This is a genomic window from Ensifer sp. (genome assembly GCF_031989085.1).
Taxonomy (GTDB): domain Bacteria; phylum Pseudomonadota; class Alphaproteobacteria; order Rhizobiales; family Rhizobiaceae; genus Ensifer.
The window spans coordinates 170,024-196,216 of sequence record NZ_DALZXU010000005.1; the positions used below are offsets into that span (position 1 = coordinate 170,024).

The window sequence follows — 26,193 nt, forward strand, 5'->3', positions numbered from 1 at the left end:
CCCGCGTTCCGGCGCGGGCCGCTTAAGGAAGGACAACATGAAAAAGAAAGCTGAGTGGCCGCGCAAGCTGCGGTCGCAGGAATGGTTCGGCGGCACGGGCAAGAATGCCATCATGCATCGCTCCTGGATGAAGAACCAGGGCCTGCCGGCCGACACCTTCGACGGGCGGCCGATCATCGGCATCTGCAACACCTGGTCGGAGCTGACGCCGTGCAACGCGCACCTGCGCGATCTCGCCGAGCGGGTGAAGCGCGGCGTTTATGAGGCTGGCGGCTTTCCGGTCGAATTCCCGGTGTTTTCTGTCGGCGAAAGCACGCTGAGGCCAACGGCTATGATGTTCCGCAACCTGGCGGCCATGGATGTCGAAGAGGCGATCCGCGGCAATCCGGTCGATGGCGTCGTGCTGCTCGGTGGCTGCGACAAGACCACGCCGAGCCTGCTGATGGGGGCTGCCAGCGTCGACATCCCGGTCATCCTCGTATCCGGCGGCCCGATGCTGAACGGCAAGTGGCGCGGCAAGGACGTCGGCTCCGGCACCGCCATCTGGCAGTTTTCCGAAATGGTGAAGTCCGGCGAAATGTCTCTCGCAGAATTCATGGATGCGGAGCAGGGCATGGCCCGCTCTGCCGGCAGCTGCATGACCATGGGCACGGCCTCGACCATGGCCTCCATGGCTGAAGCGCTCGGCATGACGCTGCCCGGCAATGCCGCGATTCCGGCCGTCGACGCCCGCCGCCGGGTGATCTCGCAACTGTCTGGCCGTCGCATCGTCGACATGGTCAAGGAAGACCTGAAGCCCTCCGACATCCTGACGCGGGAGGCGTTCGAGAACGCGATCCGCGTCAATGGCGCGGTCGGCGGTTCGACCAATGCCGTTCTGCATCTCCTGGCGCTCGCCGGCCGCATCGGCGTCGATCTGACGCTCGACGACTGGGACAAGTTCGGCCGCGACGTGCCGACGATCGTCAACCTGCAGCCATCGGGCAAGCACCTGATGGAGGAGTTTTATTATGCGGGCGGCCTGCCTGTTGTCATCAAGGCGGTGGGCGAAATGGGCCTCTTGCACAAGGATGCCATCACCGTCACCGGCGAGACGATCTGGGACGGCGTCAAGGACGTCGTCAACTACAATGACGATGTCATCGTGCCACGCGAAAAGGCCCTGACCCAGTCGGGTGGCATCGCGGTGCTGCGCGGCAATCTGGCGCCCAAGGGCTGTGTCCTGAAGCCGTCGGCGGCATCGCCGCACCTGATGCAGCACACCGGCCGTGCCGTCGTCTTCGAAAGCATCGAGGACTACCACGCCCGCATCAACCGTGACGATCTCGATATCGACGAGACCTGCGTGATGGTGCTGAAATATTGCGGGCCGAAGGGCTATCCGGGGATGGCAGAGGTCGGCAACATGGGCCTGCCGCCGAAGGTGCTGAAGAAGGGCATCACCGACATGATCCGCATTTCGGATGCGCGCATGTCGGGCACGGCCTATGGCACCGTCATCCTTCACACCGCGCCGGAAGCGGCCGCCGGCGGACCGCTGGCGCTGGTCGAAAACGGCGACATGATTGCCGTCGACGTTCCCGCCCGCACCATCCGGCTCGAGGTTTCCGATGAGGAGCTAGCCCGCCGCCGCGCCGCATGGGTTTCGCCGGTAAAGCCGCAAAAGGGCGGTTATGGTGGCCTCTACGTCAACACGGTCATGCAGGCGGATACCGGCGCCGACCTCGACTTCCTCGTCGGCGCGCGCGGCTCGGTTGTGGAACGCGACAGCCACTAGCTTTCAGGCATCCCGCCTTCGGGTTGAATTCCTCGAGGGCGGAATGATGCATGGGGCCCAATATCCAGAACCCCGCCAATGCCGCTGACAACGGGCATTGGCGGGGTTTTTGTAGCTAATTTAGCGTATTCTTAAAATTGTTGCGTTCACGCGTTTCGCGCTGCCCGGATCGGGTGTATTGATTGAAGCAGAGAATGCTTTAGGGGCCGTAGCGTGCGCTTTCTCCATGTCTGCAGGGGGCAGATCGGCGTGGCGGCGTGACATCCAAATGCAATTGATCTGAGCTTCGTCTGTGCGCGGGAGGTGTGTCTTGCTCTGCCGTGATGCCGATCGTCCATTTGCAGCCGCGCGGGGTGATGCATGATCCTGCGTGAACGGATCGACATTCCCGCCGAAAAGACCTTCGACATTTGCATCGTCGGTGCCGGTGCGAGTGGCCTGACGATCGCGTCGGACCTTGCCGGCGGACGTGTTTCCGTCTGTATCCTCGAAAGCGGCGGCGTCGACGCAATCCCGATCGCAAGCGATCTTGCGGTCGGCGAAAATACCGGGCTTGCCTATGCCGAACTCGACACCTGCCGGCTGCGTGGCCTTGGCGGCAGCACGCAGGCACTGGGTTGGGGAGGGCTCTGCAAGCCGCTCGACGACCAGGACTTCGCAGCGCGCCCCTGGGTCAGGCACAGTGGCTGGCCCTTCGACCGGACCCATCTGCTTCCCTATTATCGGCGCGCGCAGGAAACCCTGGGCATTGCCGATGTCAACGCGCTCACACAGCGCCAGCCGCTGTTTCCGGGGCGGTCCGACATCATCTCGGTCGATCACCTCGAACTTTGCCGGCACAATCGTCCGGGCAAGCGGTTGTGCCATACGCTCGAAAGCGCCTCGAATATCAGCATCCTCCTTTATTCCACGCTGCTCTATCTCGCGTTCGACGAACACAGGCGCACGGTCGCATCGGCGGTCGTGCAGAACCGGGCCGGCGAAACCGTTCACGTCAGGGCGCGGACATTCGTGCTTGCGGCGGGGGGGATCGAGAATGCGCGTCTGCTGCTTTTGAGCGCCGGGCCGGGCAGCGACGAGCGAACCGCCGGACGCTTTTTCATGGACCATCCGCGATTTTCGATCGGCACGCTGGTGCCGGCCGATGGATCCGTGCTGAAAACGCTGAACGGGCTCGATCGTATCCGCATCGCCCGCGGCCAGCGCATTCGCAGTGCGTTGAGCTATACGCGCCAACGCCCCTACCTCGTCAACGGGCTGACACTGCCGGCCGAAGAACAGCGACGCGAGGAGCTGCTCAACTACCGGGCATGGCTTGAGCCCTGCTTCATCGGCCAGGACATGGTCAAGCTGCGGGCGATGAAGGAGAGGCTGCTGGCTTATCGGGAGCAACGACTACATGGCGTTGAGGTCAACGCTGCGGTGCGGGCGGTTGGCAGGGAAGGCCTCGTCAGCTGGACCTGGCTCATGCATCTCATGCGCCCTTCGAGCCTTCTTCGCTCGTTTCGCCTGCTCCACATCGTCGAGCCCGAGCCGGAACCGGAAAGCCGGGTGATGTTGTCGACGAAGAAGGATCGTTTCGGCCTGCCGATGGTCAATCTGCGCTGGCAGCTTTCGGCCCGAACGATCGATTCGGTCCTGCGCACGATCGCCATATTGGGTAGCGAACTGACGAAGTCGGGTCTCGGAAAACTAGTCGTGGAACCCGAGGAAATGGCCGGCCTCGAAAGACCGATGTGGACCTGGCATCACATGGGAACGACGCGCATGCACGCCGATCCCGGCCAGGGGGTCGTGGACGCGGAATGCAAGGTTCATGGCGCCGACAATCTGTTCGTTGCCGGCAGCTCGGTGTTCCCGACGGCCGGCAACGATACGCCGACCTTCACGGTCGTGGCGCTGGCGCACAAGCTGGCCGATCATCTTCTGCATATTGTCGGCGGGTAGGCTCTCGCATGGCCGCCCCGGCCTGGACCGCTTTTCCTGAGGGTTGCCCGTTCGTCCCGCCAGTCGTTTCATAAGGAAACGCCCAGCCTTGCGGCTAGGGCAATGTATTAGCTACGATGTGCAAAGTAATTCATCCTGGATGTATTTCACGAAACCATAAAACGTCCTCAAGCGTATTGCCAGGGGTCAGGGTCATTCCGACCTTGATTTGGTGAAGGAGGACGAACATGCGAAGGAATATCATCGCAATGTCGCTGGGACTTCTGGCGACGGTGGCACTTGCCACACCCTCTCTTGGTCAAAGCGCCGACGGCGGCGGTCTCAATGTCGGGGTCTCGATTGGCGGTTCGAACGGGCTCAACGCCAATGTCGGCGCTTCCCTCGGCGGTTCGAATGGCATCAACGCCGACGTCGATGCATCTCTCGGCGGGTCGCGTGGCATCGATGCCGATGCGACTGCGTCAATCGGCGGTAGCCGCGGCGTGAATGCCGACGTTACGGCCAGCGCCGGCGGCCGAAACGGCATCAATGCCGACGCCAATGTCGGGCTGGGCGGCAGCAATGGCCTGAGAGCCACTGTCGATGCCAATGTCGGTGGACGCGACGGCTTGACGGCCGGCGTCAACGCCAATGCCGGCGGCGGAAACGGCCTTGGCCTCGGCATCGGTCTCGGCCTTGGCCGGACACCGGGCGGCAGCCCAGGCAACGGCAATCCAGGCAACGGCAACCCCGGCAATGGCGGCGGCTCGTCGGGTGGCTCCGGCGTCGTTTCGCCGGCCGCATCGCTTGCCGCGTTCAACGACATGTCGGCCGGCGATCGGCGCAAAGCGCTGAAGCGTTGCCGCGACGTGGTCGGCGGGGGCTATGACAGCGGACTGGTTTCACTCTGCCGGCTGTTGCAGTCGAGCGCCTCTCGCTAGATCCGGCCCTTATCATCGACAACGGGGCGCACGGGCGTGCGCCCCGATGCAGGCTTGACCAGCTAATTTCCGGCTCTGGCTCGGCGGTCGGCTGGCGCTATCCCCTGGGCAGCGACCCAGGACGGGATTTAGGGCGTTTCAGGCGAAGGGCGCGTGGGAATGGGCGCGAGATGGAATTGCTCAGCCCAATGGCATAATCCCACGGCTCCGGCGTTGAGCGCCGATCCGCTTTCCGTCAGTGAATAGACGACCTTCGTCGGTGACCCCGGATAGACGGTTCGGTTCACAAGCCCGTCAGCCTCCAGCTCGCGCAATTGCTGTGTCAGCATCTTTTCGCTGACCGTGGGGATCAACTGTCGCAGCCGGCCAAAGCGGCGGGGCGCCGTGCCGAGTTCGCAGAGGATTGCTATCTTCCACTTGCCAGCGACCAGTTTCATCGCGGTCGAAAAACCATTGTCCATGGGGCTGTCCATCCAGGCGACCTTACCGGCGGGTAACCACTTACGCGTTCGTGCGTATTGGCGCCGCCCTCTTCACATTGTAGCTCTTTCAACGGCACGCATGCCGCGTATCCTGCCAGCCTATATGGCGTGCCCGAATGTGGTCTGCAATCCGTGTTCTGGCGGCGGGGGAGTTGGGAATGGAGGTTGAAACGACACATCCCCATCGATCCGCCTGCCTTGTTGACGGTTCGCTGCCTGCGACAAAAGAAGGAGGACGCGCTCGGGTGTTGCTGCCCGAGCAGGGCCCCGTCAAGCCATTGATTATACTGGAGTGAAACCAAATGCGCCTGGAGCATCTCATCGATACGTATTGTGCCGCTTGGTCGCAGGAGCAGCCTGAACAGCGCCGGGCGTTGCTGCTGCCGATCTGGAGCGAAGGGGCAAGTTACACTGACCCGACGGTTCATGTCGAAGGCGGGGAAGAGCTGCTCACGCACATCGCAGGCGTCAGGGCCAGGTATCCCGGCGTGCGCATTGCACGCACCAGCGACGTGGATGTCCATCATGATGTCGCGCGCTTTGCCTGGACATTCGTCCTGCCCGACGGATCGTCGTTCCCGGAGGGGTTGGACGTCATCTTCCTCGATCCGGATCAGGTGCAAATTACCCGCGTCATCGGCTTTTTCGGGCCGCTGCGGTCGTCGGCGGCATAGCTCGGCTTCGGCATCAGGGCGCGTCGAGCGACACCGTTGACGATGTCGCGCGCAGGCAGATGGGGCGCAGGCAGGCGCCCTGTCTGACCTTTACTGGCTTTGGGTCTGGCTCTGGCTCTGCGTCTGCTGCTCGACCGTCACCGATACCTTCAGCATCTCGTTGGCCTCGCCGTGGATCAGGCCCGAGATCGGAGCGGCGTCGCGGTAGCAAAGGCCGGTAGCGATGCGCACGTAGCGATCGTCCGGGCAGATCTTGTTGGCCGCATCGAAGCCGACCCAGCCGAGGCCGGGCAGATGCACTTCGGCCCAGGCGTGGCTGGCTGTCTGCTCCGTCTGCCCCTCCATCATCAGATAGCCCGAGATGTAGCGTGCCGGCATGTCGAGCGAGCGAGCGGCCGAGATCAGGATATGGGCATGGTCCTGGCAAACACCCTTGCCGGCCTCGAGCGCATCCTCGGCGGCCGTTTCCGCATGGGTTTCGCCGGCCTTGTATTCGACTGCCTCATGGATCATCGCCATCAGCGCATGCATGCGGGCAAGGTCGGTGTCGCCTTCGGCCGATCTTGCGAGATCGCGGATCAGCTTGCCCGCCTTGGTCAGTGGCGTTTCGCGGGCATAGAGCCACAGCGGCACATAGGACTGGTGCGGTCCGAAGACACCGGCGCGGTCCTCGGTGTGGACCTCGCCTGACGCGGTGATGCGGATCGCCTCACGATCGCCGTCGACGCTGACGAGATGCACGCGGTTGCCGAAGTGATCGTCATAGCTCACTTCGATCGCCGCCCCGTCGACCAGCGTCTGCCAGCCGAGCACGGTCTGGCCGACGCCGGTGATCGGCGTCAGGCGCAACCGCTGCAGCGCGTACTGTACCGGCTCGTCGTAGTGGTATTCGGTCGTGTGGCTGATTTTCAGGTGCATGCTGTCCTCCCGAAACTCAGTTGAAACGATAACCGTCGGAAATTTCCTGTCCCAGACGGTTGTTCTGGCTGATGAAATCCTCGAGATATTCGTGCAGGCCCTGATCCATGATGTCGGTGATGGAGCGGCTGCGCAATGCGGCAAGCGTCCGGTCCGCCGTCTCGTGCGCCTGATGGCGTTCGCCGTATTCGCGCTCGAGATAGCCGAGGTTGCTGGCGATCTTCTCGTAGCAATAGGCGAGCGATCGCGGCATGCGACCGTTGGAGATCAGGAAGTCGGCGATGTTCGACGGCTTCAGTTCGGCATCATAGACCCAGCCATAGGCGCGATGCGCCGAGACCGAGCGCAGGATCGATTCCCATTGCACATTGTCCATCGACGAGCCGACGGCGGCGACCGCCGGCAGCAGCACGTAATATTTGACGTCGAGGATGCGCGCGGTGTTGTCGGCCCGTTCGATGAAGGTGCCGATGCGCGAGAAGTTGAAGATCTCGTTCCTGAGCATCGTGCCGTGGAAGGCGCCGCGGATGAGGCCGGCACGCCGCTTGATCGTGTCGATGATCTCCGGCATGTCGGTCGGGCGCGCCTTTCTCGAGAGGATCGCCTTCATCTCGAGGTAGCATTCGTTGGTCGCTTCCCAGGTTTCGCGCGTCAGCGCCGTGCGCACCATGCGGGCATTGTGGCGACCCGCCTCGATGCAGGACATCACGCTCGACGGGTTAGCGCGGTCGCGCAACAAAAAGTCGATGGCGTCGATGCTTGTCAGCGTCTCGTGCACCTCGTCATAGAGTTCGCGCACGCCGGCACTTTGCAATACGCCGTCCCAATCGCCCTCCGTCGCCTCGCTGCGGGTCAGCGCCATGCGCAGGCCGGCATCGATCAACCGGGCGCTGTTTTCGGCGCGTTCGATATAGCGGAACATCCAGTAGAGACCGTTTGCAGTTCTTCCCAACATGGTCTCAGTCCTCCAGCACCCAGGTGTCCTTGGTCCCGCCGCCCTGGCTGGAGTTCACGACAAGCGAACCGGCCTTGAGGGCGACGCGCGTCAGGCCGCCGGGGATGATCTGCACCTTGTCGGAGACAAGGACGTAGGGACGAAGATCCACATGTCGTGGCGCAATGCCCTTGTTGACGAGGATGGGCACGGTCGACAAGGACAGGGTCGGCTGGGCAATGTAGTTGGTCGGGCGTGCCTTGAGCTTTTCGGCAAAGAGCGCGCGCTCCTTCTTGCTGGCGGTCGGGCCGACCAGCATGCCGTAGCCGCCGGAGCCGTGCACTTCCTTGACCACCAGCTCTTCCAGGTGTTCGAGCACGTATTTCAGGCTCTGCGGCTCGGAACAGCGCCAGGTCGGCACGTTTTCCAGGAGCGGCTTGCGGCCGGTGTAGAACTCGACGATCTCCGGCATATAGGAATAGATCGCCTTGTCGTCGGAAATGCCGGTGCCGGGCGCATTGGCAATGGTGATGTTGCCGGCACGGTAGACATCCATGATGCCGGGAACGCCAAGCGCGGACTCCGGCCTGAAGGTCAGGGGATCGAGGAAGTCGTCATCGACGCGGCGGTAAAGCACGTCGATTGCCTCGTAGCCGCGGGTGGTGCGCATCTTCACCTTGCCGTCTATGACGCGCAGGTCCGACCCTTCCACCAGTTCGACGCCCATCATGTCGGCAAGGAACGCATGTTCGTAATAGGCGGAGTTGTAGATGCCGGGGGTGAGCACTGCGACGCGCGGCTTGCCGCTGCAGCCGGGAGGCGCCAGCGACGCCAGGCTCTGGCGCAAAAGGTTCGGGTAGTTCTCGACCGGTCGCACGCGGTTCTGATGGAAGAGTTCGGGGAACATCTGCATCATCGTTTCGCGGTTTTCCAGCATGTAGCTGACACCGGATGGCGTGCGGGCATTGTCCTCCAGCACGTAGAACTGGTCCTCGCCGGTGCGCACGATGTCGGTGCCGACGATATGGGTGTAGACGCCGCCCGGCGGGCGAAAGCCGATCATCTGCGGCAGGAAGGCCACGTTCTTCTCGATCAGTTCGCGCGGCACGCGGCCGGCGCGGATGATTTCCTGCTTGTGGTAGATGTCGTCGAGGAAGGCGTTGAGCGCGATGACCCGCTGTTCGATCCCTTGAGCGAGCTTGCGCCATTCGCGGCCTGAGATGATGCGGGGGATGAGATCGAAGGGGATGAGCTTTTCGGAACTGTCTGCGTGTCCGTAGACCGCGAACGTGATGCCGGTTTTCCGGAAGATGTTCTCGGCGTCCTTGGATTTCGCTATGAGCCGATTTCTGTCCTGGCTGGCATACCATTCATGATAGGTCGAATATGGCTGGCGCGGACTGCTGTCCGCATTCATCATTTCGTCAAATGCCAAAGGCGTGGTCCCCTTATTTTCGACCATTTGAGTACAACGCTGGATGCAATGCAAGAAGCGTGCACAGTCGCGGGACAAGAAAGTTTTGACGCGTTATTGCGGCTGTTGCGGCCAGGGTGATGCGTAAAAATGGAGCGGCCTTCGCCCATCGGATCAGCTGCCGCGCATCGGGCGTCCTGGAAAACAAGCAAATGCTTGAAATTTGTGCGCGTCTCGAAATTCACCCGAGGCTGAAGAGCGCGATGGCCGCGGCCGCCAGGCCAGCCAAGACCAGGAGCGACAGCATGGCGGCAGCGCTGGCGCGCGGACCGGCATCGGCAAGCTTGCGGATGTCGACCTCAAGGCCGAGGGCTGCCATGGCGACGACGGTGAGCCATGTGGCGGCGTGTGCGGCGCCGGCTGCCGCAGCATCCGGGATCATGCCACTGTTGCGGGCAACCGCAACGGCCAGGAACCCGAGAATGAACCAGGGAACAAAGTGCGCGAATGTCGCGAGCCGGGCGGGACGCTTGCCGGCAGCCGGGCTCGGCGCCAGCGGATGCGCTTCGCCCTCGCGGTTGATGATCGAGAAGCAAAGGACGACCGGGCCCAGCATCAGCACGCGGACGAGCTTGACCAGCGTGCCGACCTGCACGGAAAGCGCGCTGAACGGCGAGGCCGCCGCCAGCACCTGCGGCACCGCATAGACGGTCATGCCGGCCAACACCCCGAAGCCATAGGGCGACATGCCGAGCCAGCCGCCAATCAGGGGCAGCGTCAGGACGACGGCGATACCGAGGATCGCTGTAAAGGAGATAGCGGCGGCGACCTCATCGCCTTCGGCACCGATGGCCGGGGCGACGGCGGCGATCGCCGAATTGCCGCAGATGGCATTGCCACAGGCGATCAGCGTCGCCATGCGCTTCGGCAGGCCGAGCAGCCGGGCGATGAGATACCCGGAGACGATAGAAAGAAAGACGATGCCGACGATTGCGGCGAGCAAAACCGGGCCGCTCGCCACGATCGCCTTGAAGCTGAGGCTGGCGCCGATCAGGACGATCGCCGCTTCGAGAAGCAGCTTGGAGGAGAAGCGGATGCCAGCCATCCAGCGGTCGCCGGGCGTCCAGACGGTGCGCACCAGCGCGCCGAGAAGGATGGCAATCACGAGCGCTTCCAGCCAGGGGCGGCCGGTCCAGCGCGCCTCGACCCGTTCGAGCACGAAGGCGGCGAATGCCACGATACAACAGAGGATCAGCCCTGGCGCAATGCGCGTCATGCGGGCAGCGAGGGTGGTCGGATGAGCGGGGAATGGGGAATGCGATCTGGACATGAACACAATCTAGTCCGATCGATAAATCAGTCTAACGGATTGTTCTTGTCAATCCGATCGATTTTTGCGATTGATTTTCCATGACACTCGATCAACTTCGCATCTTTGTGGCTGTCGCGGAGCGCCTGCATATGACGCGGGCGGCCGAAGCCATGAACGTCACGCAGTCCGCCGCCAGTGCCGCGATCGCCGCGCTGGAAACGCAGCACGACGTCAGGTTGTTCGATCGCATCGGCCGCGGGCTGGCACTGACGGAGGCGGGAAAGGCCTTTCTGCCGGAGGCGAAGGCCGTGCTGGCACGGGCGGCGGTGGCGACCGCCTGCCTCAACGACCTCTCGCATCTGCGCCGGGGGACGCTGGCGATCGCGGCCAGCCAGACGGTGGCGAGCTACTGGCTGCCGGTCCGTCTCGCCCGTTTCACCCATGACTATCCGCATATCGACGTGACGCTGACCGTGCGCAACACCGCCGTCGTCGCCGAGGCGGTAGAAGAGGGAACGGCGCAGCTCGGTTTCGTCGAGGGCAGGGTCGACGCGGAAAAGCTCGACCATCGCAGCGTGGCGGTCGACCGGATCGCCATCTACGCGCCGCCCCGTCACGCCCTTGCCGGCAGGCCTATCGATCTCGAAGCACTGCTTGCCGCACGCTGGGTGCTGCGCGAGCAAGGATCGGGCACGCGCGCCATGTTCCTGCAGTCGATGCGGGCGCAGGGTGCCGATACCGGCCAGCTGAAGGTCGAACTCGAACTTCCGTCGAACGAGGCGGTGTTGACGGCCGTCGAGAGCGGCCCTTTCGTCACAGCCGTTTCCAGGCTCGCGGCCCAGCCCTTCGTTGACAGCGGCCGGCTGGTGGAATTGCCGTTCGAGTTGGCCGAGCGCAGCTTCGAGCTGTTGACGCATCGCGATCGCCAGTTCAGCCGCGCGGCGCGGGCCTTCGTCGATCTGCTCTGACAGCCTCATCTGCAAAGGCGATTGCCATCCCATGCCGCTGGATTATCTATGGTGCGGACGCCTGAAACGGCGCCCGAGCCAGCTTTCGCGGGAGGAGCCAATGGCGTTCGAAATCGTCGAAAGACCGGCGCAGCGGATTGCCGGCGCCTTCTGGGAGGGAACCTTCGTCGAGGCGGCCGATGGCGCGGTGCGCCGGCTGATTGCCGAGATGCAGGAGCATCACCTGCGACTGCATCCGAACGACCATCCGACCCTCGTCGGCCTGTCCTGGAACGATCGGTCCGACGGTTTCCGCTATCTCGTCGGCTTCGTCGCGGAGATCGCGGAAGCGACCCGGCACCCCGGCCATGTCGACCTGCCATCGATGCGTTTCGCCAGTGCCATGCACCATCCTGACGACGGCGATGTCTTTGCGCATTATCGGCACATGTTCGAATGGATCGCGGCGGAAGGGCTCTCGGCCGATACCGCAAGGTTCGATTACCGCGAGGAGTACGAGCCGGGTTTCGTTTCGCTGTCTCTGTCGTCGCTGCGGTTGATGGTTCCAATTCGCTGATCGTCATCATCAGAAAAATTGCTTTGACCATCAACGCGCCCGCGTCTATCGCGGCTGACCTTCCTTCGTGCGCTCGGATCGATCAATGACGCTCGCCCGCCTGGCACCTGCTATCTTCGTACTGCTGTGGTCGACCGGCTGGGTCGTCGCCAAATATGCGGCCGTCTATGCCGATCCGCTGACGTTTCTGGTGCTGCGCTACACGCTGGCGATCCTGCTGTTCATCGGCTTCTGTCTGGTGACGCGGGCGAAATGGCCGACATCCTGGAAAGCCACGGCTCATGCGGTGATCTCGGGAATGTTCCTGCACGGGCTTTACCTCGGCGCTGTCTGGTGGGCGATCGGGCAGGGTGTGCCGGCGGCGATCTCGGGCATCATCGCCGGGCTGCAGCCGCTGATGACAGCCGTTGCCGCCGCCGTCGTCATCGACGAGCAACTCAGCATGCAGCAGAAACTCGGGCTTGTTCTCGGCTTCTTCGGCATCGCCCTTGCCGTGCTGCCAAAGGTGCTGGTCCTCGACACCGGCGCGACGCCGATCCACCTGCTGCCCGTTGTCATCAACGTGCTCGGCATGGCCGCCGTCACCTACGGCACGCTCTACCAGAAGCGGCATCTGCAAAGCGGCGACATCCGCACGATCGCGGCGCTTCAGTATCTCGGCGCGCTGATCGTCACGATCCCGCTGGCGCTGATGCTGGAAGACCTGCACGTGACCTGGAACCTGCAGATCGTTGCCGCACTCGCCTGGTCGGTGCTCGGGCTTTCCATGGGCGCGATCGCGCTGCTGCTCTATCTCATCCGGCGCGGCCAGGTGTCGCGCGCGGCCTCGCTCATCTATCTCGTGCCGCCGCTCGCCGCCGTGCAGGCCTGGCTGTTCTTCGGCGAGGCGCTGACATTGCCGATGATCATCGGCACGGTCATTGCTGTTGCCGGCGTTTACCTCACCAACCGCAAGCAACGCGCATAAAAAAAACGGTGGGCCGAAGCGACCCACCGTTCTCAATTCTATATCTTCAGGCATTCCCGGACGAAGCCGCCTCGCGCGGCTTGCCCGAAAGGCGCGTGCAGATCAGCCCTGCTGGCCGCGGTTGCCGCCGCCGGCGCCACGGCGCATGCCGCCCTGGCCGCCTTCGCGGCGCTCGCCGCCCTGGCCTTCAGGACGCGGGCCCTTGTTGCGCCATTCACCCGGCTTCTGGCCGGGACGGCCGTGGTGCTTCTTGGGCTCGTGGTTGCGGTTGCCTTCCGAACGGCCGTCGGCATGGCCCTGGCCGGCCGGGCGCTGGCCACGGTGTTCGGCCTTCTGCGGACGGTCGTCGCGCAGCAGGTCGTCACCGGCAAAGCTGCTCGGGCCGAGTGCCGACTGGCGGGCCGGTCGTTCGCGACGCGGACGACCTTCCTGACGCTGGCCGCCGCCGTTGTTGCCGCGGTTCTGGCCGTTGCCATTGCCGTTGCCGCGACCGCCGCGTCCCTTGGACGGACGGGCCTGGTCGGCCGGCGCTTCGCCGCTGGCGACGGCGATGTTGATGCCCATCAGCTTCTCGATGTCGCGAAGCAGGCGGATTTCGTCCGGCGCGCAGAACGCAATGGCGATGCCGTCGCGACCGGCGCGGGCGGTACGGCCGATGCGGTGAACATAGGCGTCCGGAACTTCCGGCAGGTCGTAGTTGTAGACGTGGGTGACGCCGGGGATGTCGATGCCGCGGGCAGCGACGTCGGTGGCGACAAGCACGCGGATCTCGCCGTCACGGAACGCCTTCAAGGCGCGCTCGCGCTGGCCCTGGCTCTTGTTGCCGTGGATCGAGGCGGCCTTGAAGCCGACGTGGTCGAGATGCTTCATCAGCTTCTCGGCGCCATGCTTGGTGCGGCTGAAGATCAGCGACAGGCCGTCCGGGTTCTCGGTCAGGGTCTTTTTCAGGATGACCGTCTTCAGGTCCTTGCCGGGAACGAAGTGAACATACTGTTCGACCTTGTCGGCGGCCTTGCCCGGAGGCGTGACCTGCACCTTGACCGGGTCGGTCAGGTACTCGCCGGCGAGTTCGGCGATCAGCTTCGGCATGGTCGCCGAAAACAGCAGCGTCTGGCGGTTCTTCGGCACGAGCTTGGAGATCTTGCGCAGGTCATGGATGAAGCCGAGGTCGAGCATCTGGTCGGCTTCGTCGAGCACGAGGTAACGACCCTGGGTAAGGGTCACGGCCTTGCGGTTGATGAGGTCGAGCAGGCGGCCCGGCGTTGCGACGAGGATATCCACGCCGCGGGCGAGCTGTTCGGTCTGCTTGTTGATCGAGACGCCGCCGACGACAACGCCGATCTTCAGCGGGGACTTCTTGACGAACAGCTTGAGGTTGGCGGCGATCTGGTTGACCAGTTCGCGGGTCGGGGCCAGCACCAAGGCGCGGATGTTGCGCGGGTCGGCACGCTTGCCGTCGGCAACCAGCTTTTCGATCATCGGAAGGCCGAAGGCGGCCGTCTTGCCGGTTCCGGTCTGGGCGAGGCCGATCAGGTCGTGGCCCTTCAATACGAGCGGGATGGCCTGTGCCTGGATCGGGGTCGGCTTTTCGAAGCCGTTGGCAGACAGGGTCTCCAGAATGTGTTCGGAAAGACCAAGATCTTTAAAGGTGGACAAATGCATATACCTTTTGGGGGCGCCAAACACATTCGCCGGAACCGCAGTCTGCTGTTCCGGTGTCGTTCGGCGTCAAGAACCCCGCGTGAATTGGGAACTTGTGGGTTAAGAAAAAGTCGTCAAGCGCCTGTGCTGTCGCCGCTTACGGCGTATGGGTGCGCTTTTCCTTCTTCACGGCTTTCTGTGTTGCCGAGGGCGCGCTCACGCGGCGGCCTGAAGGTGACGCTGGGCACCATGTCGTTGTTTTGGACGAAAAAGTCAAGGTCCATCTTTTCGCAGGTGCGAAATGAGGGGAGGTTATTCGTCAACCGACAGATGAAAATCGGCGTCGGCTGCCTCCTGGCCGTTGACGAGGATGACGACGCGATGGGCGCCGGGATAATAACGACGGGTTGTGATCGGGCGGATGGCGTGGCGCTTCTCGACCTCGATCGTCGCGCCCGGTTCCAGCGTCGCGGACGTCCATTTGAACACCTTGGGCGAGGTCGTACCGTTGGCCTTGCGATGGTGCACGGCGTAGTCGATCATGATCTTCTGGGCGGTCTTTTCAGTGTGCCTGACCGCCAGCTTGAAGACGAGGCTTTCGCCGAGCGCGATCTCCGACCGGTCGAGCGAGAAGGCGGCTTCGATGCCGGCCGGTGCGGCAAAGCCGAAGTTGGAAAGCGCCGCTCCATGGCCCTGTTTCAAGAGCGTTCGCGAGGCATGGCGCAGCAATTGCCGCCGTTCGGGCGAGGCCCCCGCCATGTGCCCGGCCACGAAATCTGCGACCAGATCGGGATGATCCTTGGCGATGTCGTTGAGGCTGTTGGCGACCGAGCGGCGGACATAATCTTCCGGGTCGTCGATCAGCGCCTTGAGGATCGGCAAGATCGGCTGGGGATCGCGAATGAGCTTCGGCAGCCGCATCGCCCAGGGCAAGCGGGGGCGGGTGCCCTCGCTCGCCAGACGGCGGACATGGTGATTGGCGTCGGTCACCCATGAGCCGATGATGGCAAGCGCCCGATCCTGATCGCGGTCGATAAAGACGCGGATGCCGAACTCGGAGGTGAAGTGCGGTGTCAGTGCGCGCAGCAATGACAGGGACAGCTCGAAATCATCGATCCCGCGGGCTGCGACATATTGCGTGACGGGCAGCAGGGCCCAGCCGCTGAGGCCGGGCAGGCCATCGGAAGGCAGGCAGTCTGCGAGGGCGGCGGCCGCTTGCGGAAAGGACTGCGGCAGGGTTGCGATCAAGGCGTCGCGGATCTGCAGCGATCGTTGCATCAATTCCAGCGCCTCGAGCCCGTCGCCGGCGAGCGCCTCGAACCTTGCGTGCTCGAAGGCCGGGCAGGCGGCGTCCAGGCGATCGGCAATCGCTGTGACAACGCCCGGGTGCAGCAGGTTTTTCAGTGGTTCCGCCATCGCCGGATCGTCTTTCTGCTCAGATCTGTTGTTCGACCGCAAAATGCTGCATCAGCATTACCGCGCTGATGGACGCCATGTAAGGGGCGAAATCCGGATCTCGGCGCACACGTTCGCCCGCCGATTTGGCAGCATCGAGCGTTTCCCATTCGACAAGATCGGCGAGCATGCCGGGCGTTTCGCACGAGCCGACGGCGCGCCAGGAAATGAAGCCTGGATAGTTCGAAACGGCCCGCATCGCCCGATGCCGCGCGGCCAGGGCCGCCGGCCGGTCCGCGACGATGCAGACGGCGAGTTCGAGGATGCTTTCGGTGGTCATGTCATGCTCCTGTTGTTTGCCACTTGACTTAAGCACAGTGCAACTGACAGCCTTATGGCCACTACCTCACCAGCCCTCGACAGGACCACGCCCATGAGACCGGCCGACCGGCTGTTTCGAATCATCCAGCTCATGCGCGCGACCGGCCGGGCGATGACAGCGCAGGAGATCGCTGAGAAGATGGAGGTGGCGCGCCGCACCATCTATCGCGACATGGAGCACCTGATGGCTTCGGGTGCGCCGATCGATGGCGAGCGCGGTGTCGGCTACCTGCTGCGCGAGACATTCGACGCGCCGCCGCTCGCCTTCACCTTCGAACAGCTGGAAGCGCTCGCCTTCGGCGCGCGGGCGGTGCAGATGCTTGGTGATAGCAGGCTGGCGCAGGCCGCGCGCGAGGCGATGGACAAGATCGAGCATGGGCTTCCGCCCGAACACGTCAGCCGCCTGCGCAGCGCCCCGATCCGCGCTTTCCGCTCGGCGCTGCAGCCGCAGACGCCCCCTGTGCTCGGCGACCTGCGCCGGGCGATCACGGATGAGCGCAAGGTGACGATGGCCTATCAAAGCCTCGCCGACCAGAGCTCTGAGCGCACCGTCTGGCCGCTGGGCTTGAGCGTCTTCGGCCACCACTGGCTTTTGACCAGCTGGTGCGAGCTGCGCCAGGATTTTCGCGATTTCCGGGTGGATCGCATTTTGTCGATGAAGGTCGAGCGCGAGCATTTCGAGCCTTCGCCGGAGCGCAGCTTCGAGGCTTATCTCGCGCGCATGTAGGCGGCGGGCACACCAAAAAAGTGCACATTGATGTCGAAATGCATGGAACCGGATCGGGTTTCATCCGTTTCTATTACAGGCCCATTCTGGCCTGCCCACGAGCAACATCATTTCATGGGAGACAATCGTGCAAAACCGGACTTGGATACTGGCCGCGGATGGCAACACGGCGCGCTTCGTCAAGGGCGTCAACCTGCGGAAGGACGAACGTCAGCACCCGGAGGAGGAGGTGATCCATACCGATCCCAAGCGTGCCCAGGACATCATGGCCGACAAGCCGGGGCGCAGCCATTCATCGGTCGGTCACGGCCGCTCGGCGATGGAATACAGCAGCGATCCGGTGCGCGAGGAAAAACACCGCTTTGCCGCCGATGTGGCCAGCAAGCTGGAAGGTTATCTGAACGACAATGCCTTCGACAGCCTGGTGATTTGCGCGGCGCCAAAGACGCTCGGCGATTTGCGCAAGCTGCTTTCAGCACATGTGAAGCAGAAGACCGTTGCCGAAATCGATCGCAATTGCGTCACCGTCCCGATCGAGCAACTGATCGCGACCGCCCGGTCGGCCGTTTATCCCTGACGTTTTTTCAGACACCTACCTATGTGGCGTCCCGTCAGAAATCGGTCGGGACGCCGCCTTCCTGCTTGCGCCTGGCGACGAAGGCATCGAGCTCGTCCTCGATCGCCGGGTCGAGCGGCGGCCGTTCGTATTCGTTGAGCTTCTGCTTGAAGACGCGGTTGGCGTGGTCATAGGTCGTCGGCCGGCCCGCCTCCGTCCAGGTCTCGAAATTGCGCCAGTCCGACAGGATCGGCGAGTAGAACGCGGTCTCGTAGCGTTGCAGCGTGTGCAACGTGCCGAAATAGTGCCCGCCCGGGCCGACATCGCGCACCGCATCGAGCCCGAGCGCGTCCTCGCTGACGTCGAGCGGCGTCAGGAATTCCGCCACCATCTGCAGCATGTCGACATCGAGGATGAATTTTTCGAACGAGGCGGTCAGTCCGCCTTCGGTCCAGCCGGCGGCATGCATGATGAAATTGCCGCCGCCTTGCGTCAGCGCCCAGAGCGACAGCGCCGACTCGTAGGCTGCCTGGGCGTCGAGCGTGTTGGCGGCATTGGTGTTGGAGGTGCGATAGGGGATGTTGTAGCGGCGGGCCAGTTGGCCGCCGGCGATCACGGCCTTCATGTATTCGGGCGTGCCGAAGGCGGGTGCGCCGGTCTTCATGTCGACGTTCGAGGTGAAGCCGCCATACATGACAGGCGAACCGCGCCGCACCATCTGGGTGAAGGCGATGCCGCAGAGCGCCTCGGCATTCTGCTGCACCAGGGCACCGGCGATCGTCACCGGCGCCATGGCACCCGCAAGCGTAAACGGCGTGATGACGACGACCTGATTGCGCGAGGACATTTCGATGATGCCCTGCAGCATCGGTCCGTCGAGGCGCAGCGGCGAGGACGTGTTGATGATGGTGAACAGCGACGGCTCGCGCTCCATCTGCTCCATCGATATGCCGCGGCCGATGCGGGCGATCTCGATGCCGTCCGTGTTGCGCTGGCGGCCGAGCGAATAGACGTGAAAGACCTTGTCGGTCAGCTTCACCATATCGGACAGGCAGTCGAGGTGCCGAACCGAGGCATGAAGGTCGACGGGCTCGACCGGGTAGCCGCCGGTCGTGTGGATGATGTCGTAGGATTGGGCGAGCTTTACCAGCTTGCGGAAATCCTCTTGGTTGCCGGTGCGACGGCCGCCTTCGCGATCGGCCACAAATGGGGCGCTGGCGATCTGGGCAAAGACCAGATTGTTGCCGCCGATGGCAACGTTGCGGGCGGGATTTCGGGCATGCATGGTGAAGGAGGCGGGGACGGAAGCGATCATGTCCATGATCAGCCCGCGATCGAAGCGGACGCGGTCGGTGCCGGGGGTGACATCGGCGCCTGCCGCCCTCATGCGCTCGCGCGCTTCGGGCAGGATCACATCCATGCCGATCTCTTCCAGGATCGTCAGCGACGCCTCGTGGATCGCCTCGAGCGCATCGTCCGAAAGCACTGCGGATTTGCTCTGGGTGTTGACGAGGTTGAGATATTTGCCGCCCGCGGACTTTCGCGTGCGATCGCCGCCGCGTCCGCCGGGCCTGCGCCGCCGCTCAAGCGGGGAGGAGGTGTCACTTGCTGCAGCATCCGGAAACTGATCGTCTTTCATGAGAAACCCACCGCGTTGCCGATGGATTTCTGTCGCAGATTTTTGGGCCCGATGCCCCCGCCATTTGCGACAGTTCAGTTCTCTGGTGGAGTAAAGGCCCGTGAAAACGCGGCGCTCAGCGCCCAGTCAGGCCTTGTCGCCGCGCAGCATCTCGCGTTTGCCGGCAAAGCCCTTCTGCCTCTCGACGACAAAGCCTGCCGCCTGCAGATTGCGGCGCACGAAGCCGGCGGCGGCATAGGTGGCGAAGCTGCCGCCGGACGCGGTCCGGTCGAATACAAGCTGCATCAATTCTTCCGACCACATGTCGGGATTGCGCGATGGCGCAAAGCCATCGAGGAACCAGGCGTCGAAGCACTCGGTTGCCTGGGGGAGGCTCTCCAGCGCCGGGCCGCAGACCACGGTGAGACGAACGCCGTCGCCGAAATCGATCTCGATCCTGCCGTCGCTCGCAGCCGGCCAGCGGGCGGAAAGGGCAAGCCGTTCCGTGTCGATCTCCGGCCAGTGGGCAAGCGCGCGCGAGATTTCTTCCGCCTGCATCGGAAAGCGCTCGAAGCTGATGAAATGAAGCGTGCCACCTGTCGCGGCCAGCTTCCACTGCCGCCAGGTTTCGCAAAAATTGAGGCCGGTGCCGAAGCCCAGTTCGCCGATCGTGAACGCGCCGCCCGAAGCCCAGCGTTCGGGCAGGCCGTTGCCGGACAGAAAGACGTGCCCGCATTCCAGCCGGCCATCGGTGCGGCAATAAAAGTGATCGCCAAATTCGCGCGAATAAGGCATATCGCCCTCGTGCCAATCGAGGCTTTGATGGGCCGGGGGCTGGTTCGGTTCTGCGGCGGATCCTGTCATGCGATGGCGATAATCCCGCCACCGGAGAAGGTCAATCGATGAGCGAAGTTTTGATCGTCGGCGGCGGCATCATGGGGCTGTGGGCAGCCCTCACGGCGGTGCGCGCGGGCATGAGCGTCTGCCTGGTGGAAGAGCGCCAAATTGGCGCCGGCGCCAGCGGCGGCATCCTCGGCGCGCTGATGCCGCATATGCCCGACAAATGGAACGCCAAGAAACAATTCCAGTTCGATGCGCTCGTGTCGCTCGAAAGCGAAGTCTTAGCGCTCGAGGCCGAAACCGGCCTTTCCGCCGGCTACCGTCGAAACGGCCGGATCATGCCGCTTGCCAAGCCGCATTTGCGCGAGATCGCGCTGCGTCACGAACAGGATGCGCTGCAGAACTGGCGAGCGGGTGATCGTCAGTTCTTCTGGCACGTGCAGGATGCGGTTCCCTCCGGCTCGCTCGGTGCGGAAGCGGCGGCCCACGGACTTGTGCTCGATACGCTTGGTGGCCGGCTTGCCCCGCGCCAGATGCTGACGGTCCTGCGCGCCGCGCTGGCGCATGCGCCGAACGCGCGGATCGTCGAGGGGGCCGGCGTTCGGGCCATTCATACCGGACGAGGGCGAGCGGAACTGACCGACGGTGCCGAAATCGCCTTCGGCCACTGCGTGCTTGCCGCGGGCGTCGGCAGCTTCCCGCTGATCGACGCACTTTGCGGACCGCTGCGCGAACCGAGTGGCACGGGGGTCAAGGGCCAGGCGGCGCTGCTTCTCGCCGATGTGGATCCGCAACTGCCCGTCATCTTTACCGATGGCGTTTATATCGTCGCCCATGACGACGGACACGTTGCCGTCGGCAGTACGAGCGAAAACAGATATGCCAATCCGCTGTCAACGGATGAACTGCTGACCGAGTTGCTTGGGCGCGCCGAGGTGCTGGTCCCGGCGTTGCGTGGCGCCGAAGTGGTGGAGCGCTGGGCAGGGATCCGGCCGAAATCGGCCGGCCGGGAGCCGATGGTCGGGCGCCATCCGGATCACGCCAACCTGTCGATCCTAACAGGCGGCTTCAAGGTGAGCTTCGGCATTGCCCACCGCCTTTCGCGCTTCGTCATCGACGAGATCGCCGGCCGACCGACGATCGACATGCCCGATTCCTTCTTGTGCCGGAATCACATAGCGGCCCTTCGCGAGAAACATCTTTAAGCCGCGAGCATGAAAAAGGCCCCGCCACCGGCGGAGCCCCATAATCCTGACGGCAGGAATGACCGACCGTTACATCCAGTAGGGCGGCACGCCGTAATAATCGTAGACCCGGCGTCCGTTCTCGGCGTTCCAGTCGTACTCTTCGGTGCCGTGGTATTTCGGCGCCTTTTCGACCTGTTCGCGAGTCACGTCAGTACGATAGCCGCCGAGGTTCTCATCATAGGTCAGCTTCGCCCAGGGCAGGGGATAGTGGTCTTCGCCGATGCCGAGGAAGCCACCGAAGCCGAGCACGGCATAAGCCACGCGACCGCTGCGTTTTTCGATGATCACGCGCTCGATCGAGCCGATGTGCTTGCTGTCGGCCCCATAGACCTTCGTGCCTTCAACCTTGTCGCTGGCGATCAGGTCGTGGGTTTCCTTGATCCTGGCGTCCTGAAGGTTCGCATTGTGATAGGTCACGCTTCTTCTCCATCGTTGTTTGCTACCTCTGGGGAACGGCTGGTCGGCGTGATGGTTCCGAAAAAATCGACGGATGGACGGCAGGTGGATCGTGCGGTTTTGCCCCGCGCGCTTCGTCAATCTGTCACGCAAATCACCTAAGACGCGGGGCATGGAGCGCCGCGTTTCCCGTTGGCGGGCATTGCGGAAGCTCTTTGGTTTTGAGCCAGTGCCGTGCCTTGGCGACGATTGTGGTCGCCGGCCCGCACCGGCACGGATTTCCGGAGCATGCGCATGCGCTACGCCATTTGTTTCACGCCGCCGATGGCCGATCCGCTTTCCACGGTTGCCGCCAGCTGGCTCGGTCGCAATGTCTATTCCGGGGAGCCGGCCGAACCGGCATCAATTTCGGGGCTGACCACGTCCGAGATTGCCTTCCATACCGCGGTTCCGCGTCGCTTCGGCTTCCAGGCGGTGGTGATGTCGCCCTTCAGGCTCAGCCCTGACATGGATGAGGCGCAGCTTTTGAAGGCGCTGATGCACTTTGCCAGCGCCCAGACGCCGTTCGAGATCGAGCGGCTCGAAGTGGCGCGGCTCGGTTCGTGCTGGGGGCTGATGCCGCAGATCCCCAGCACCGCGATGCATCTGCTTGCCGCCAGCGTCATCCAGGAGTTCGACCCGTTCCGGGCGCCGCTGAGCGAAGACGACATCGAGCGCTCGGACCCCGACCGGTTGTCGGCGCCGCAGTTTTCCAATCTGCATCGCTGGGGAAACCCGCATGTGATGGATGAGTATCGCTTCCACATGATGCTGACCGGGCCGCTCAACCAGGATGCATTGCGCCGCATCGAGGCGCCGCTGCGGGGTCTGTTCGAACCCTGCCTGGCGCAGCCCTTGACGATCGGCAGTCTGGCGCTGTTCGTCGAACAGGAATCGGGTGCGCCGATGCGCGTGCACTCGCAGCACCCGCTCGGCAAGATTTCCGCGTCCAAGAGAGCTGACCGGATCAAGCGTGGAAGCCTTGACGCGACACTTGCGCCGAGCCCCATTCCGCCTCTGTCGCGGATGGTGGCCGCGCTGATGGCGGGCCGCTAACCGTCTGCACTGACGTCATTTTGTCTCGACAATCCGGTCGGCAATGATACCGTTCCGGAAAATTCGAAGGGTGATTTGATGTCTGAGACTACCTATGCACGCGACCTCGTCGGCTATGGCCGCAACCCGCCCAAGGCAAACTGGCCGGGCGATGCGCGGATCGCCGTTCAGTTCGTCCTCAACTACGAAGAGGGTGGCGAAAGCTGCATCCTCGATGGCGACCCGGCGTCGGAAAGTCTTCTTTCTGAGATCGTCGGCGCGCAGCCCTGGCCGGGCCAGCGCAACCTCAACATGGAATCGATCTACGAATACGGGTCCCGCGCCGGTTTCTGGCGGCTCTGGCGGATGTTCACCAGCCGCGACGTGCCGTTGACGGTCTATGGCGTGACGCAGGCGATGGCGCGCAACCCGGAAGCGGTTGCCGCCATGAAGGAAGCCGGCTGGGAAATTGCCAGCCACGGTCTGCGCTGGCTCGAATACAAGGATTTCCCCGAAGAGGTGGAACGCGAGCACATCCGCGAGGTGGTGCGGCTGCACACCGAGCTTACCGGCGAGCGTCCACTCGGGCTTTACCAGGGCAAGCCGTCGAACAACACGCTGAAGCTGGTGCTGGAAGAGGGCGGGTTCCTCTATTCCAGCGACAGCTATGCCGACGAACTGCCCTATTGGGTGCCGGGGCTTGCGGCCGACAAGCCGCATCTGATCATCCCCTATACGCTCGACGCCAACGACATGCGCTTTGCGACCAACCAGGGCTTCAACTCCGGCGATCAGTTCTTCACCTATCTCAAGGACACGTTCGACGTGCTCTACGAGGAAGGCAAGGCGGGCGACGCCAAGATGATGAACATCGGCCTGCACTGCCGCCTGGTCGGCCGTCCGGGACGCGCTGCAGCGCTCGCACGTTTCGTCGACTACGTCCTGTCGCATGACAAGGTCTGGGTGCCGAGGCGCATCGATATCGCCCGCCACTGGTACGAACACCACAAGCCGGAAGGGGCTCTCTGATGTCCGATCGCGACGCCTTCGTCAGCCGCTTCGGCGGCGTGTTCGAGCATTCTCCCTGGGTTGCCGAACGGGCCTACGACCGGGCGGCCGCGAGCGGACTTTCAGCCGGCAATGTGCATTCGGCCCTTTGCCAGGCCTTTCGCGCGGGATTGCCGCGCGAGAGGCTCGCCGTGCTGCGGGCACATCCGGATCTCGCCGGCAAGCTCGCTGTCGCCGGCAAGCTGACGGCGGACTCCACCGCCGAACAGGCGTCGGCCGGCCTCGATCGCCTTTCGGCCGAGGAGCATGCCCGCTTCACGGCGCTCAACGAGGCCTATACGCAGAAGTTCGGCTTTCCCTTCATCATCGCCGTCAAGGGTCTGACGAAGAACGATATTCTCGCCTCGTTCGAAAGGCGCATTGACAATTCGACCGAAGAGGAATTTGAGACCGCCTGTGCGCAGGTGGAGAAAATCGCTCGTCTGCGGCTGCAATCCATGCTTCCAGGAGACGAAAATGCCTGACTTGCCCGTTCGCACTCTGCTCTCGCCGCTATGGAGGGTAGTCGAACCGGATCATGCCAAACCCGCCGGCAGCAACAGCCGCGGGGTCATTGCCTGATGTCGCGCATTCTTTCGATCGAACCCCTGACGCAGGATGCGTTCGCCCCCTTCGGCACGGTCATCGAGGCTGACCCGGCGTCGATGCGCTTTATCAACGGTGGCAACACCGAGCGCTTCCACGGCCTTGCGCGCGCCGATGTCACCGGCGAGGGCGCCAATGTCATCATCAACATCTTTCGCGGACAGCCACGGCCCTTCCCCTATTCGGTCGCAATGATGGAACGGCATCCCCTTGGCAGCCAGAGCTTCTCTCCGCTCGACGACCGGCCCTGGCTGGTGGTCGTCGCCGAAGACGAGGGCGGCAAGCCGGGCGCGCCGCGGGTGTTCCGGGCACATGGTCGCCAAGGCGTCAATTACGGCCGCAATGTCTGGCATCATCCGCTGATGACGGTGGGCGCTGTCAACGACTTCATCGTCGTCGACCGCGAGGGGCCGGGCAACAATCTCGAAGAGTATTTCTACGAAGAGCCTTTCGTCATCGAAAGCGCAATCTGAAGGAAGAGACGCGATGAGCAGCACCGGCCGCCTGACCACCCATGTTCTCGACACAGCACTCGGCAAACCCGCCGAAGGCCTGCGTATCGATCTCTACTGGCTCGAGGGCAATCAGCGGCAACTGATGCGCACCGTGCACACGAACAGCGACGGCCGCGTCGACGGACCGATGGTAGAGGGCGCCGGCTTCATGGCCGGCAGCTATGAGCTGGTGTTTCATGCCGGCGACTATTTGCGCCGCATCGGCACGGCATTGCCGGAGCCAGCCTTCCTCGACCTGATCCCCTTGCGCTTCGGCATCGCCGACCCGGCCAGCCACTACCACGTGCCGCTGCTGCTTTCGCCCTACGGCTATTCGACCTATCGCGGCAGTTGACGGCGATGCAATGGAAACGGTGCGAGAGGTAATTGATGCACTCTGGGCTTCAGCTCCGTTCAGACTACGCTCACTCCCCGGAAGGGTTGTCTGAGCTGACGAAGCTCATACGCGATGTGTTCGGGGTCGACATTTCTCCGCTGAACACGCTGGGTCACGATCCGAGCGTTGTTGCGTTTGGTTGGTGGCGCGGCGGCGAGCTGGTCGCAAATGTCAGTCTTTACCAGCGCCAGCTTTGGCTTTCGGGCGAGCAGGTTCGGGCTTATGGCGTGCAGTCCGTCGCTGTCAGACCCGAATTGCGTGGCCAAGGATTGTTCCGCGACCTCATGCATCGCGCTCTCGACTATGCCGACGCTCGGGTCAGCCTGGTGACCCTTGCCACTGGCACGCCGAACCTCTACGCGCCTTTCGGCTTTCGATCGGTTCGCGAATCCGTCTTCAGCGGAATTTTACCTTCAGAGCAGCGTCCGTCAAAATCCCGGCGGCTTTCGCTGACGAGCAAAGCAGATGTGACGCTCCTGCTCGATCTCTTCGCGCGTCGGGTTCCGACTTCTCTCCTGGCTGCCGCCTGCGATCATCCCGCACTTTTCATGCTGAAGGCCGTCGAATGTCCGGAGATCGAACTGATACATATCTTCGATCTCGATGCGGTCGTCGCAGTCAAAGGCCTCGATCAAGCGCCCGTGACATTGCTCGATATCGTGGCGCCTTCCATACCTTCGCTGGAGGATATCGCTGCCGCATTGGGTTATGACGGAGCGCGCATCGATGTGCATTTGACACCGGACCGGCTTGGATGGGCGCCAGAAGAAAACGTGCCGGTCGATACCGGGTGCATGGTACGAGGGCCATATCCACCCGAAGGACGACCGTTCATGTTGTCGAGCATGAAAGTATAGTGCGCCATTGCGGCCGGAAGGCCAGCCCGCCGCCGAATTCCCATGCAA

General features: G+C 63.3%; 27 protein-coding genes. 16 read left to right on the top strand and 11 right to left on the bottom strand.

Annotated elements, in window-relative coordinates:
• Window positions 1-37 precede the first annotated feature (37 nt).
• From araD to RTP54_RS21375, 3 genes are all read left to right on the top strand, one after another.
• On the top strand, window positions 38-1,777 hold the full coding sequence (gene araD, locus RTP54_RS21365) for an L-arabinonate dehydratase (RefSeq protein WP_312365723.1): 1,740 nt from the start codon (window positions 38-40) through the stop codon (window positions 1,775-1,777).
• 360 nt (window positions 1,778-2,137) lie between these two features.
• Window positions 2,138-3,724, top strand: a complete 1,587-nt coding sequence (locus RTP54_RS21370; RefSeq protein WP_312365724.1) for a GMC family oxidoreductase — start codon at window positions 2,138-2,140, stop codon at window positions 3,722-3,724.
• Window positions 3,725-3,951: 227 nt separating this feature from the next.
• Entirely contained in the window at window positions 3,952-4,644 is a 693-nt protein-coding gene (locus RTP54_RS21375; protein WP_312365725.1) for a hypothetical protein, read from the top strand.
• A 128-nt stretch (window positions 4,645-4,772) separates the two neighbouring features.
• On the opposite strand, the gene RTP54_RS21380 is transcribed toward RTP54_RS21375, so the two are convergent.
• Window positions 4,773-5,105: a helix-turn-helix domain-containing protein gene (locus RTP54_RS21380; RefSeq protein ID WP_312365726.1), complete on the bottom strand. Its 333-nt coding sequence runs from the start codon at window positions 5,103-5,105 to the stop codon at window positions 4,773-4,775.
• Between the two features lie 323 nt (window positions 5,106-5,428).
• Here RTP54_RS21380 and RTP54_RS21385 point away from each other — a divergent pair, with 323 nt between their 5' ends.
• Window positions 5,429-5,800, top strand: coding sequence for a nuclear transport factor 2 family protein (locus tag RTP54_RS21385; RefSeq protein WP_112832827.1), 372 nt, complete (start codon window positions 5,429-5,431; stop codon window positions 5,798-5,800).
• A 90-nt stretch (window positions 5,801-5,890) separates the two neighbouring features.
• Here the strand turns inward: RTP54_RS21385 and RTP54_RS21390 are convergent, their stop codons facing one another.
• From RTP54_RS21390 to RTP54_RS21405, 4 genes are all read right to left on the bottom strand, one after another.
• The gene (locus RTP54_RS21390) at window positions 5,891-6,718 is read right to left on the bottom strand and encodes a transglutaminase family protein (protein WP_312365727.1); all 828 of its coding nucleotides are present in this window, start codon (window positions 6,716-6,718) and stop codon (window positions 5,891-5,893) included.
• Between the two features lie 16 nt (window positions 6,719-6,734).
• Complete coding sequence (locus RTP54_RS21395) at window positions 6,735-7,673, bottom strand: alpha-E domain-containing protein (protein ID WP_112832825.1); 939 nt, start codon at window positions 7,671-7,673, stop codon at window positions 6,735-6,737.
• Between the two features lie 4 nt (window positions 7,674-7,677).
• Entirely contained in the window at window positions 7,678-9,072 is a 1,395-nt protein-coding gene (locus RTP54_RS21400) for a circularly permuted type 2 ATP-grasp protein (protein ID WP_081788908.1), read from the bottom strand.
• Between the two features lie 235 nt (window positions 9,073-9,307).
• Entirely contained in the window at window positions 9,308-10,402 is a 1,095-nt protein-coding gene (locus tag RTP54_RS21405) for a putative sulfate exporter family transporter (RefSeq protein ID WP_312365728.1), read from the bottom strand.
• 74 nt (window positions 10,403-10,476) lie between these two features.
• Here RTP54_RS21405 and RTP54_RS21410 point away from each other — a divergent pair, with 74 nt between their 5' ends.
• The 3 genes from RTP54_RS21410 to RTP54_RS21420 all read left to right on the top strand — a co-directional run bounded on the left by RTP54_RS21410 (window position 10,477) and on the right by RTP54_RS21420 (window position 12,869).
• Window positions 10,477-11,346, top strand: coding sequence for a LysR substrate-binding domain-containing protein (locus RTP54_RS21410; RefSeq protein ID WP_312365729.1), 870 nt, complete (start codon window positions 10,477-10,479; stop codon window positions 11,344-11,346).
• 100 nt (window positions 11,347-11,446) lie between these two features.
• On the top strand, window positions 11,447-11,902 hold the full coding sequence (locus tag RTP54_RS21415) for a GyrI-like domain-containing protein (protein WP_112812102.1): 456 nt from the start codon (window positions 11,447-11,449) through the stop codon (window positions 11,900-11,902).
• Between the two features lie 85 nt (window positions 11,903-11,987).
• Window positions 11,988-12,869: a DMT family transporter gene (locus RTP54_RS21420; RefSeq protein WP_112812103.1), complete on the top strand. Its 882-nt coding sequence runs from the start codon at window positions 11,988-11,990 to the stop codon at window positions 12,867-12,869.
• 102 nt (window positions 12,870-12,971) lie between these two features.
• Here the strand turns inward: RTP54_RS21420 and RTP54_RS21425 are convergent, their stop codons facing one another.
• From RTP54_RS21425 to RTP54_RS21435, 3 genes are all read right to left on the bottom strand, one after another.
• Window positions 12,972-14,525, bottom strand: a complete 1,554-nt coding sequence (locus RTP54_RS21425; RefSeq protein WP_112815401.1) for a DEAD/DEAH box helicase — start codon at window positions 14,523-14,525, stop codon at window positions 12,972-12,974.
• 297 nt (window positions 14,526-14,822) lie between these two features.
• A complete protein-coding gene (locus tag RTP54_RS21430; RefSeq protein WP_312365730.1) occupies window positions 14,823-15,926 on the bottom strand; it encodes a DNA alkylation repair protein in 1,104 nt (367 codons plus the stop codon).
• A 19-nt stretch (window positions 15,927-15,945) separates the two neighbouring features.
• A complete protein-coding gene (locus RTP54_RS21435; protein ID WP_112812105.1) occupies window positions 15,946-16,245 on the bottom strand; it encodes a hypothetical protein in 300 nt (99 codons plus the stop codon).
• 93 nt (window positions 16,246-16,338) lie between these two features.
• Between RTP54_RS21435 and RTP54_RS21440 the strand changes: the two genes are divergently transcribed.
• A complete protein-coding gene (locus RTP54_RS21440; RefSeq protein WP_112815328.1) occupies window positions 16,339-17,013 on the top strand; it encodes a helix-turn-helix transcriptional regulator in 675 nt (224 codons plus the stop codon).
• Window positions 17,014-17,140: 127 nt separating this feature from the next.
• Window positions 17,141-17,590: a host attachment protein gene (locus RTP54_RS21445; RefSeq protein WP_112812107.1), complete on the top strand. Its 450-nt coding sequence runs from the start codon at window positions 17,141-17,143 to the stop codon at window positions 17,588-17,590.
• 34 nt (window positions 17,591-17,624) lie between these two features.
• Here RTP54_RS21445 and RTP54_RS21450 read toward each other — a convergent pair whose 3' ends face one another.
• Window positions 17,625-19,208 carry a trimethylamine methyltransferase family protein gene (locus RTP54_RS21450; RefSeq protein ID WP_312365731.1) on the bottom strand — a complete coding sequence of 528 codons (1,584 nt, stop codon included), beginning with the start codon at window positions 19,206-19,208 and terminating at the stop codon, window positions 17,625-17,627.
• A gap of 126 nt (window positions 19,209-19,334) precedes the next feature.
• The gene (gene mnmD, locus RTP54_RS21455; RefSeq protein ID WP_312365732.1) at window positions 19,335-20,051 is read right to left on the bottom strand and encodes a tRNA (5-methylaminomethyl-2-thiouridine)(34)-methyltransferase MnmD; all 717 of its coding nucleotides are present in this window, start codon (window positions 20,049-20,051) and stop codon (window positions 19,335-19,337) included.
• A 38-nt stretch (window positions 20,052-20,089) separates the two neighbouring features.
• Here mnmD and RTP54_RS21460 point away from each other — a divergent pair, with 38 nt between their 5' ends.
• On the top strand, window positions 20,090-21,232 hold the full coding sequence (locus RTP54_RS21460; protein ID WP_312365733.1) for an FAD-binding oxidoreductase: 1,143 nt from the start codon (window positions 20,090-20,092) through the stop codon (window positions 21,230-21,232).
• Between the two features lie 69 nt (window positions 21,233-21,301).
• Here the strand turns inward: RTP54_RS21460 and RTP54_RS21465 are convergent, their stop codons facing one another.
• Entirely contained in the window at window positions 21,302-21,691 is a 390-nt protein-coding gene (locus RTP54_RS21465) for a PRC-barrel domain-containing protein (RefSeq protein WP_112815332.1), read from the bottom strand.
• A gap of 273 nt (window positions 21,692-21,964) precedes the next feature.
• Here RTP54_RS21465 and RTP54_RS21470 point away from each other — a divergent pair, with 273 nt between their 5' ends.
• The 6 genes from RTP54_RS21470 to RTP54_RS21495 all read left to right on the top strand — a co-directional run bounded on the left by RTP54_RS21470 (window position 21,965) and on the right by RTP54_RS21495 (window position 26,145).
• On the top strand, window positions 21,965-22,765 hold the full coding sequence (locus RTP54_RS21470) for a DUF1045 domain-containing protein (RefSeq protein WP_312365734.1): 801 nt from the start codon (window positions 21,965-21,967) through the stop codon (window positions 22,763-22,765).
• A gap of 78 nt (window positions 22,766-22,843) precedes the next feature.
• Complete coding sequence (gene puuE / locus RTP54_RS21475; RefSeq protein ID WP_112832821.1) at window positions 22,844-23,773, top strand: allantoinase PuuE; 930 nt, start codon at window positions 22,844-22,846, stop codon at window positions 23,771-23,773.
• Window positions 23,773-24,276 carry a 2-oxo-4-hydroxy-4-carboxy-5-ureidoimidazoline decarboxylase gene (uraD, locus tag RTP54_RS21480; protein WP_112812113.1) on the top strand — a complete coding sequence of 168 codons (504 nt, stop codon included), beginning with the start codon at window positions 23,773-23,775 and terminating at the stop codon, window positions 24,274-24,276. Before puuE ends, uraD begins: the two co-directional genes overlap by 1 nt.
• Before the next feature lie 96 nt (window positions 24,277-24,372).
• Window positions 24,373-24,870, top strand: a complete 498-nt coding sequence (locus tag RTP54_RS21485) for an ureidoglycolate lyase (protein WP_112832820.1) — start codon at window positions 24,373-24,375, stop codon at window positions 24,868-24,870.
• Between the two features lie 13 nt (window positions 24,871-24,883).
• A complete protein-coding gene (uraH, locus tag RTP54_RS21490; RefSeq protein ID WP_312365735.1) occupies window positions 24,884-25,246 on the top strand; it encodes a hydroxyisourate hydrolase in 363 nt (120 codons plus the stop codon).
• Between the two features lie 86 nt (window positions 25,247-25,332).
• Window positions 25,333-26,145 (top strand): GNAT family N-acetyltransferase, encoded by an 813-nt coding sequence (locus RTP54_RS21495; RefSeq protein WP_312365736.1) that lies wholly within the window; start codon window positions 25,333-25,335, stop codon window positions 26,143-26,145.
• Window positions 26,146-26,193: the final 48 nt, after the last annotated feature.

Coding starts and splice junctions, on each gene's coding strand:
- RTP54_RS21435 (WP_112812105.1), bottom strand. CDS start 16,245: ATGACCACCGAAAGCATCCTCGAACTCGCCGTCTGCATCGTCGCGGAC.
- araD (WP_312365723.1), top strand. CDS start 38: ATGAAAAAGAAAGCTGAGTGGCCGCGCAAGCTGCGGTCGCAGGAATGG.
- RTP54_RS21380 (WP_312365726.1), bottom strand. CDS start 5,105: ATGGACAATGGTTTTTCGACCGCGATGAAACTGGTCGCTGGCAAGTGG.
- RTP54_RS21470 (WP_312365734.1), top strand. CDS start 21,965: ATGCGCTACGCCATTTGTTTCACGCCGCCGATGGCCGATCCGCTTTCC.
- uraH (WP_312365735.1), top strand. CDS start 24,884: ATGAGCAGCACCGGCCGCCTGACCACCCATGTTCTCGACACAGCACTC.
- RTP54_RS21400 (WP_081788908.1), bottom strand. CDS start 9,072: ATGATGAATGCGGACAGCAGTCCGCGCCAGCCATATTCGACCTATCAT.
- uraD (WP_112812113.1), top strand. CDS start 23,773: ATGTCCGATCGCGACGCCTTCGTCAGCCGCTTCGGCGGCGTGTTCGAG.
- RTP54_RS21390 (WP_312365727.1), bottom strand. CDS start 6,718: ATGCACCTGAAAATCAGCCACACGACCGAATACCACTACGACGAGCCG.
- RTP54_RS21410 (WP_312365729.1), top strand. CDS start 10,477: ATGACACTCGATCAACTTCGCATCTTTGTGGCTGTCGCGGAGCGCCTG.
- RTP54_RS21440 (WP_112815328.1), top strand. CDS start 16,339: ATGAGACCGGCCGACCGGCTGTTTCGAATCATCCAGCTCATGCGCGCG.
- RTP54_RS21430 (WP_312365730.1), bottom strand. CDS start 15,926: ATGGCGGAACCACTGAAAAACCTGCTGCACCCGGGCGTTGTCACAGCG.
- RTP54_RS21485 (WP_112832820.1), top strand. CDS start 24,373: ATGTCGCGCATTCTTTCGATCGAACCCCTGACGCAGGATGCGTTCGCC.
- RTP54_RS21395 (WP_112832825.1), bottom strand. CDS start 7,673: ATGTTGGGAAGAACTGCAAACGGTCTCTACTGGATGTTCCGCTATATC.
- RTP54_RS21415 (WP_112812102.1), top strand. CDS start 11,447: ATGGCGTTCGAAATCGTCGAAAGACCGGCGCAGCGGATTGCCGGCGCC.
- RTP54_RS21370 (WP_312365724.1), top strand. CDS start 2,138: ATGATCCTGCGTGAACGGATCGACATTCCCGCCGAAAAGACCTTCGAC.
- RTP54_RS21375 (WP_312365725.1), top strand. CDS start 3,952: ATGCGAAGGAATATCATCGCAATGTCGCTGGGACTTCTGGCGACGGTG.
- puuE (WP_112832821.1), top strand. CDS start 22,844: ATGTCTGAGACTACCTATGCACGCGACCTCGTCGGCTATGGCCGCAAC.
- RTP54_RS21460 (WP_312365733.1), top strand. CDS start 20,090: ATGAGCGAAGTTTTGATCGTCGGCGGCGGCATCATGGGGCTGTGGGCA.
- mnmD (WP_312365732.1), bottom strand. CDS start 20,051: ATGACAGGATCCGCCGCAGAACCGAACCAGCCCCCGGCCCATCAAAGC.
- RTP54_RS21385 (WP_112832827.1), top strand. CDS start 5,429: ATGCGCCTGGAGCATCTCATCGATACGTATTGTGCCGCTTGGTCGCAG.
- RTP54_RS21420 (WP_112812103.1), top strand. CDS start 11,988: ATGACGCTCGCCCGCCTGGCACCTGCTATCTTCGTACTGCTGTGGTCG.
- RTP54_RS21450 (WP_312365731.1), bottom strand. CDS start 19,208: ATGAAAGACGATCAGTTTCCGGATGCTGCAGCAAGTGACACCTCCTCC.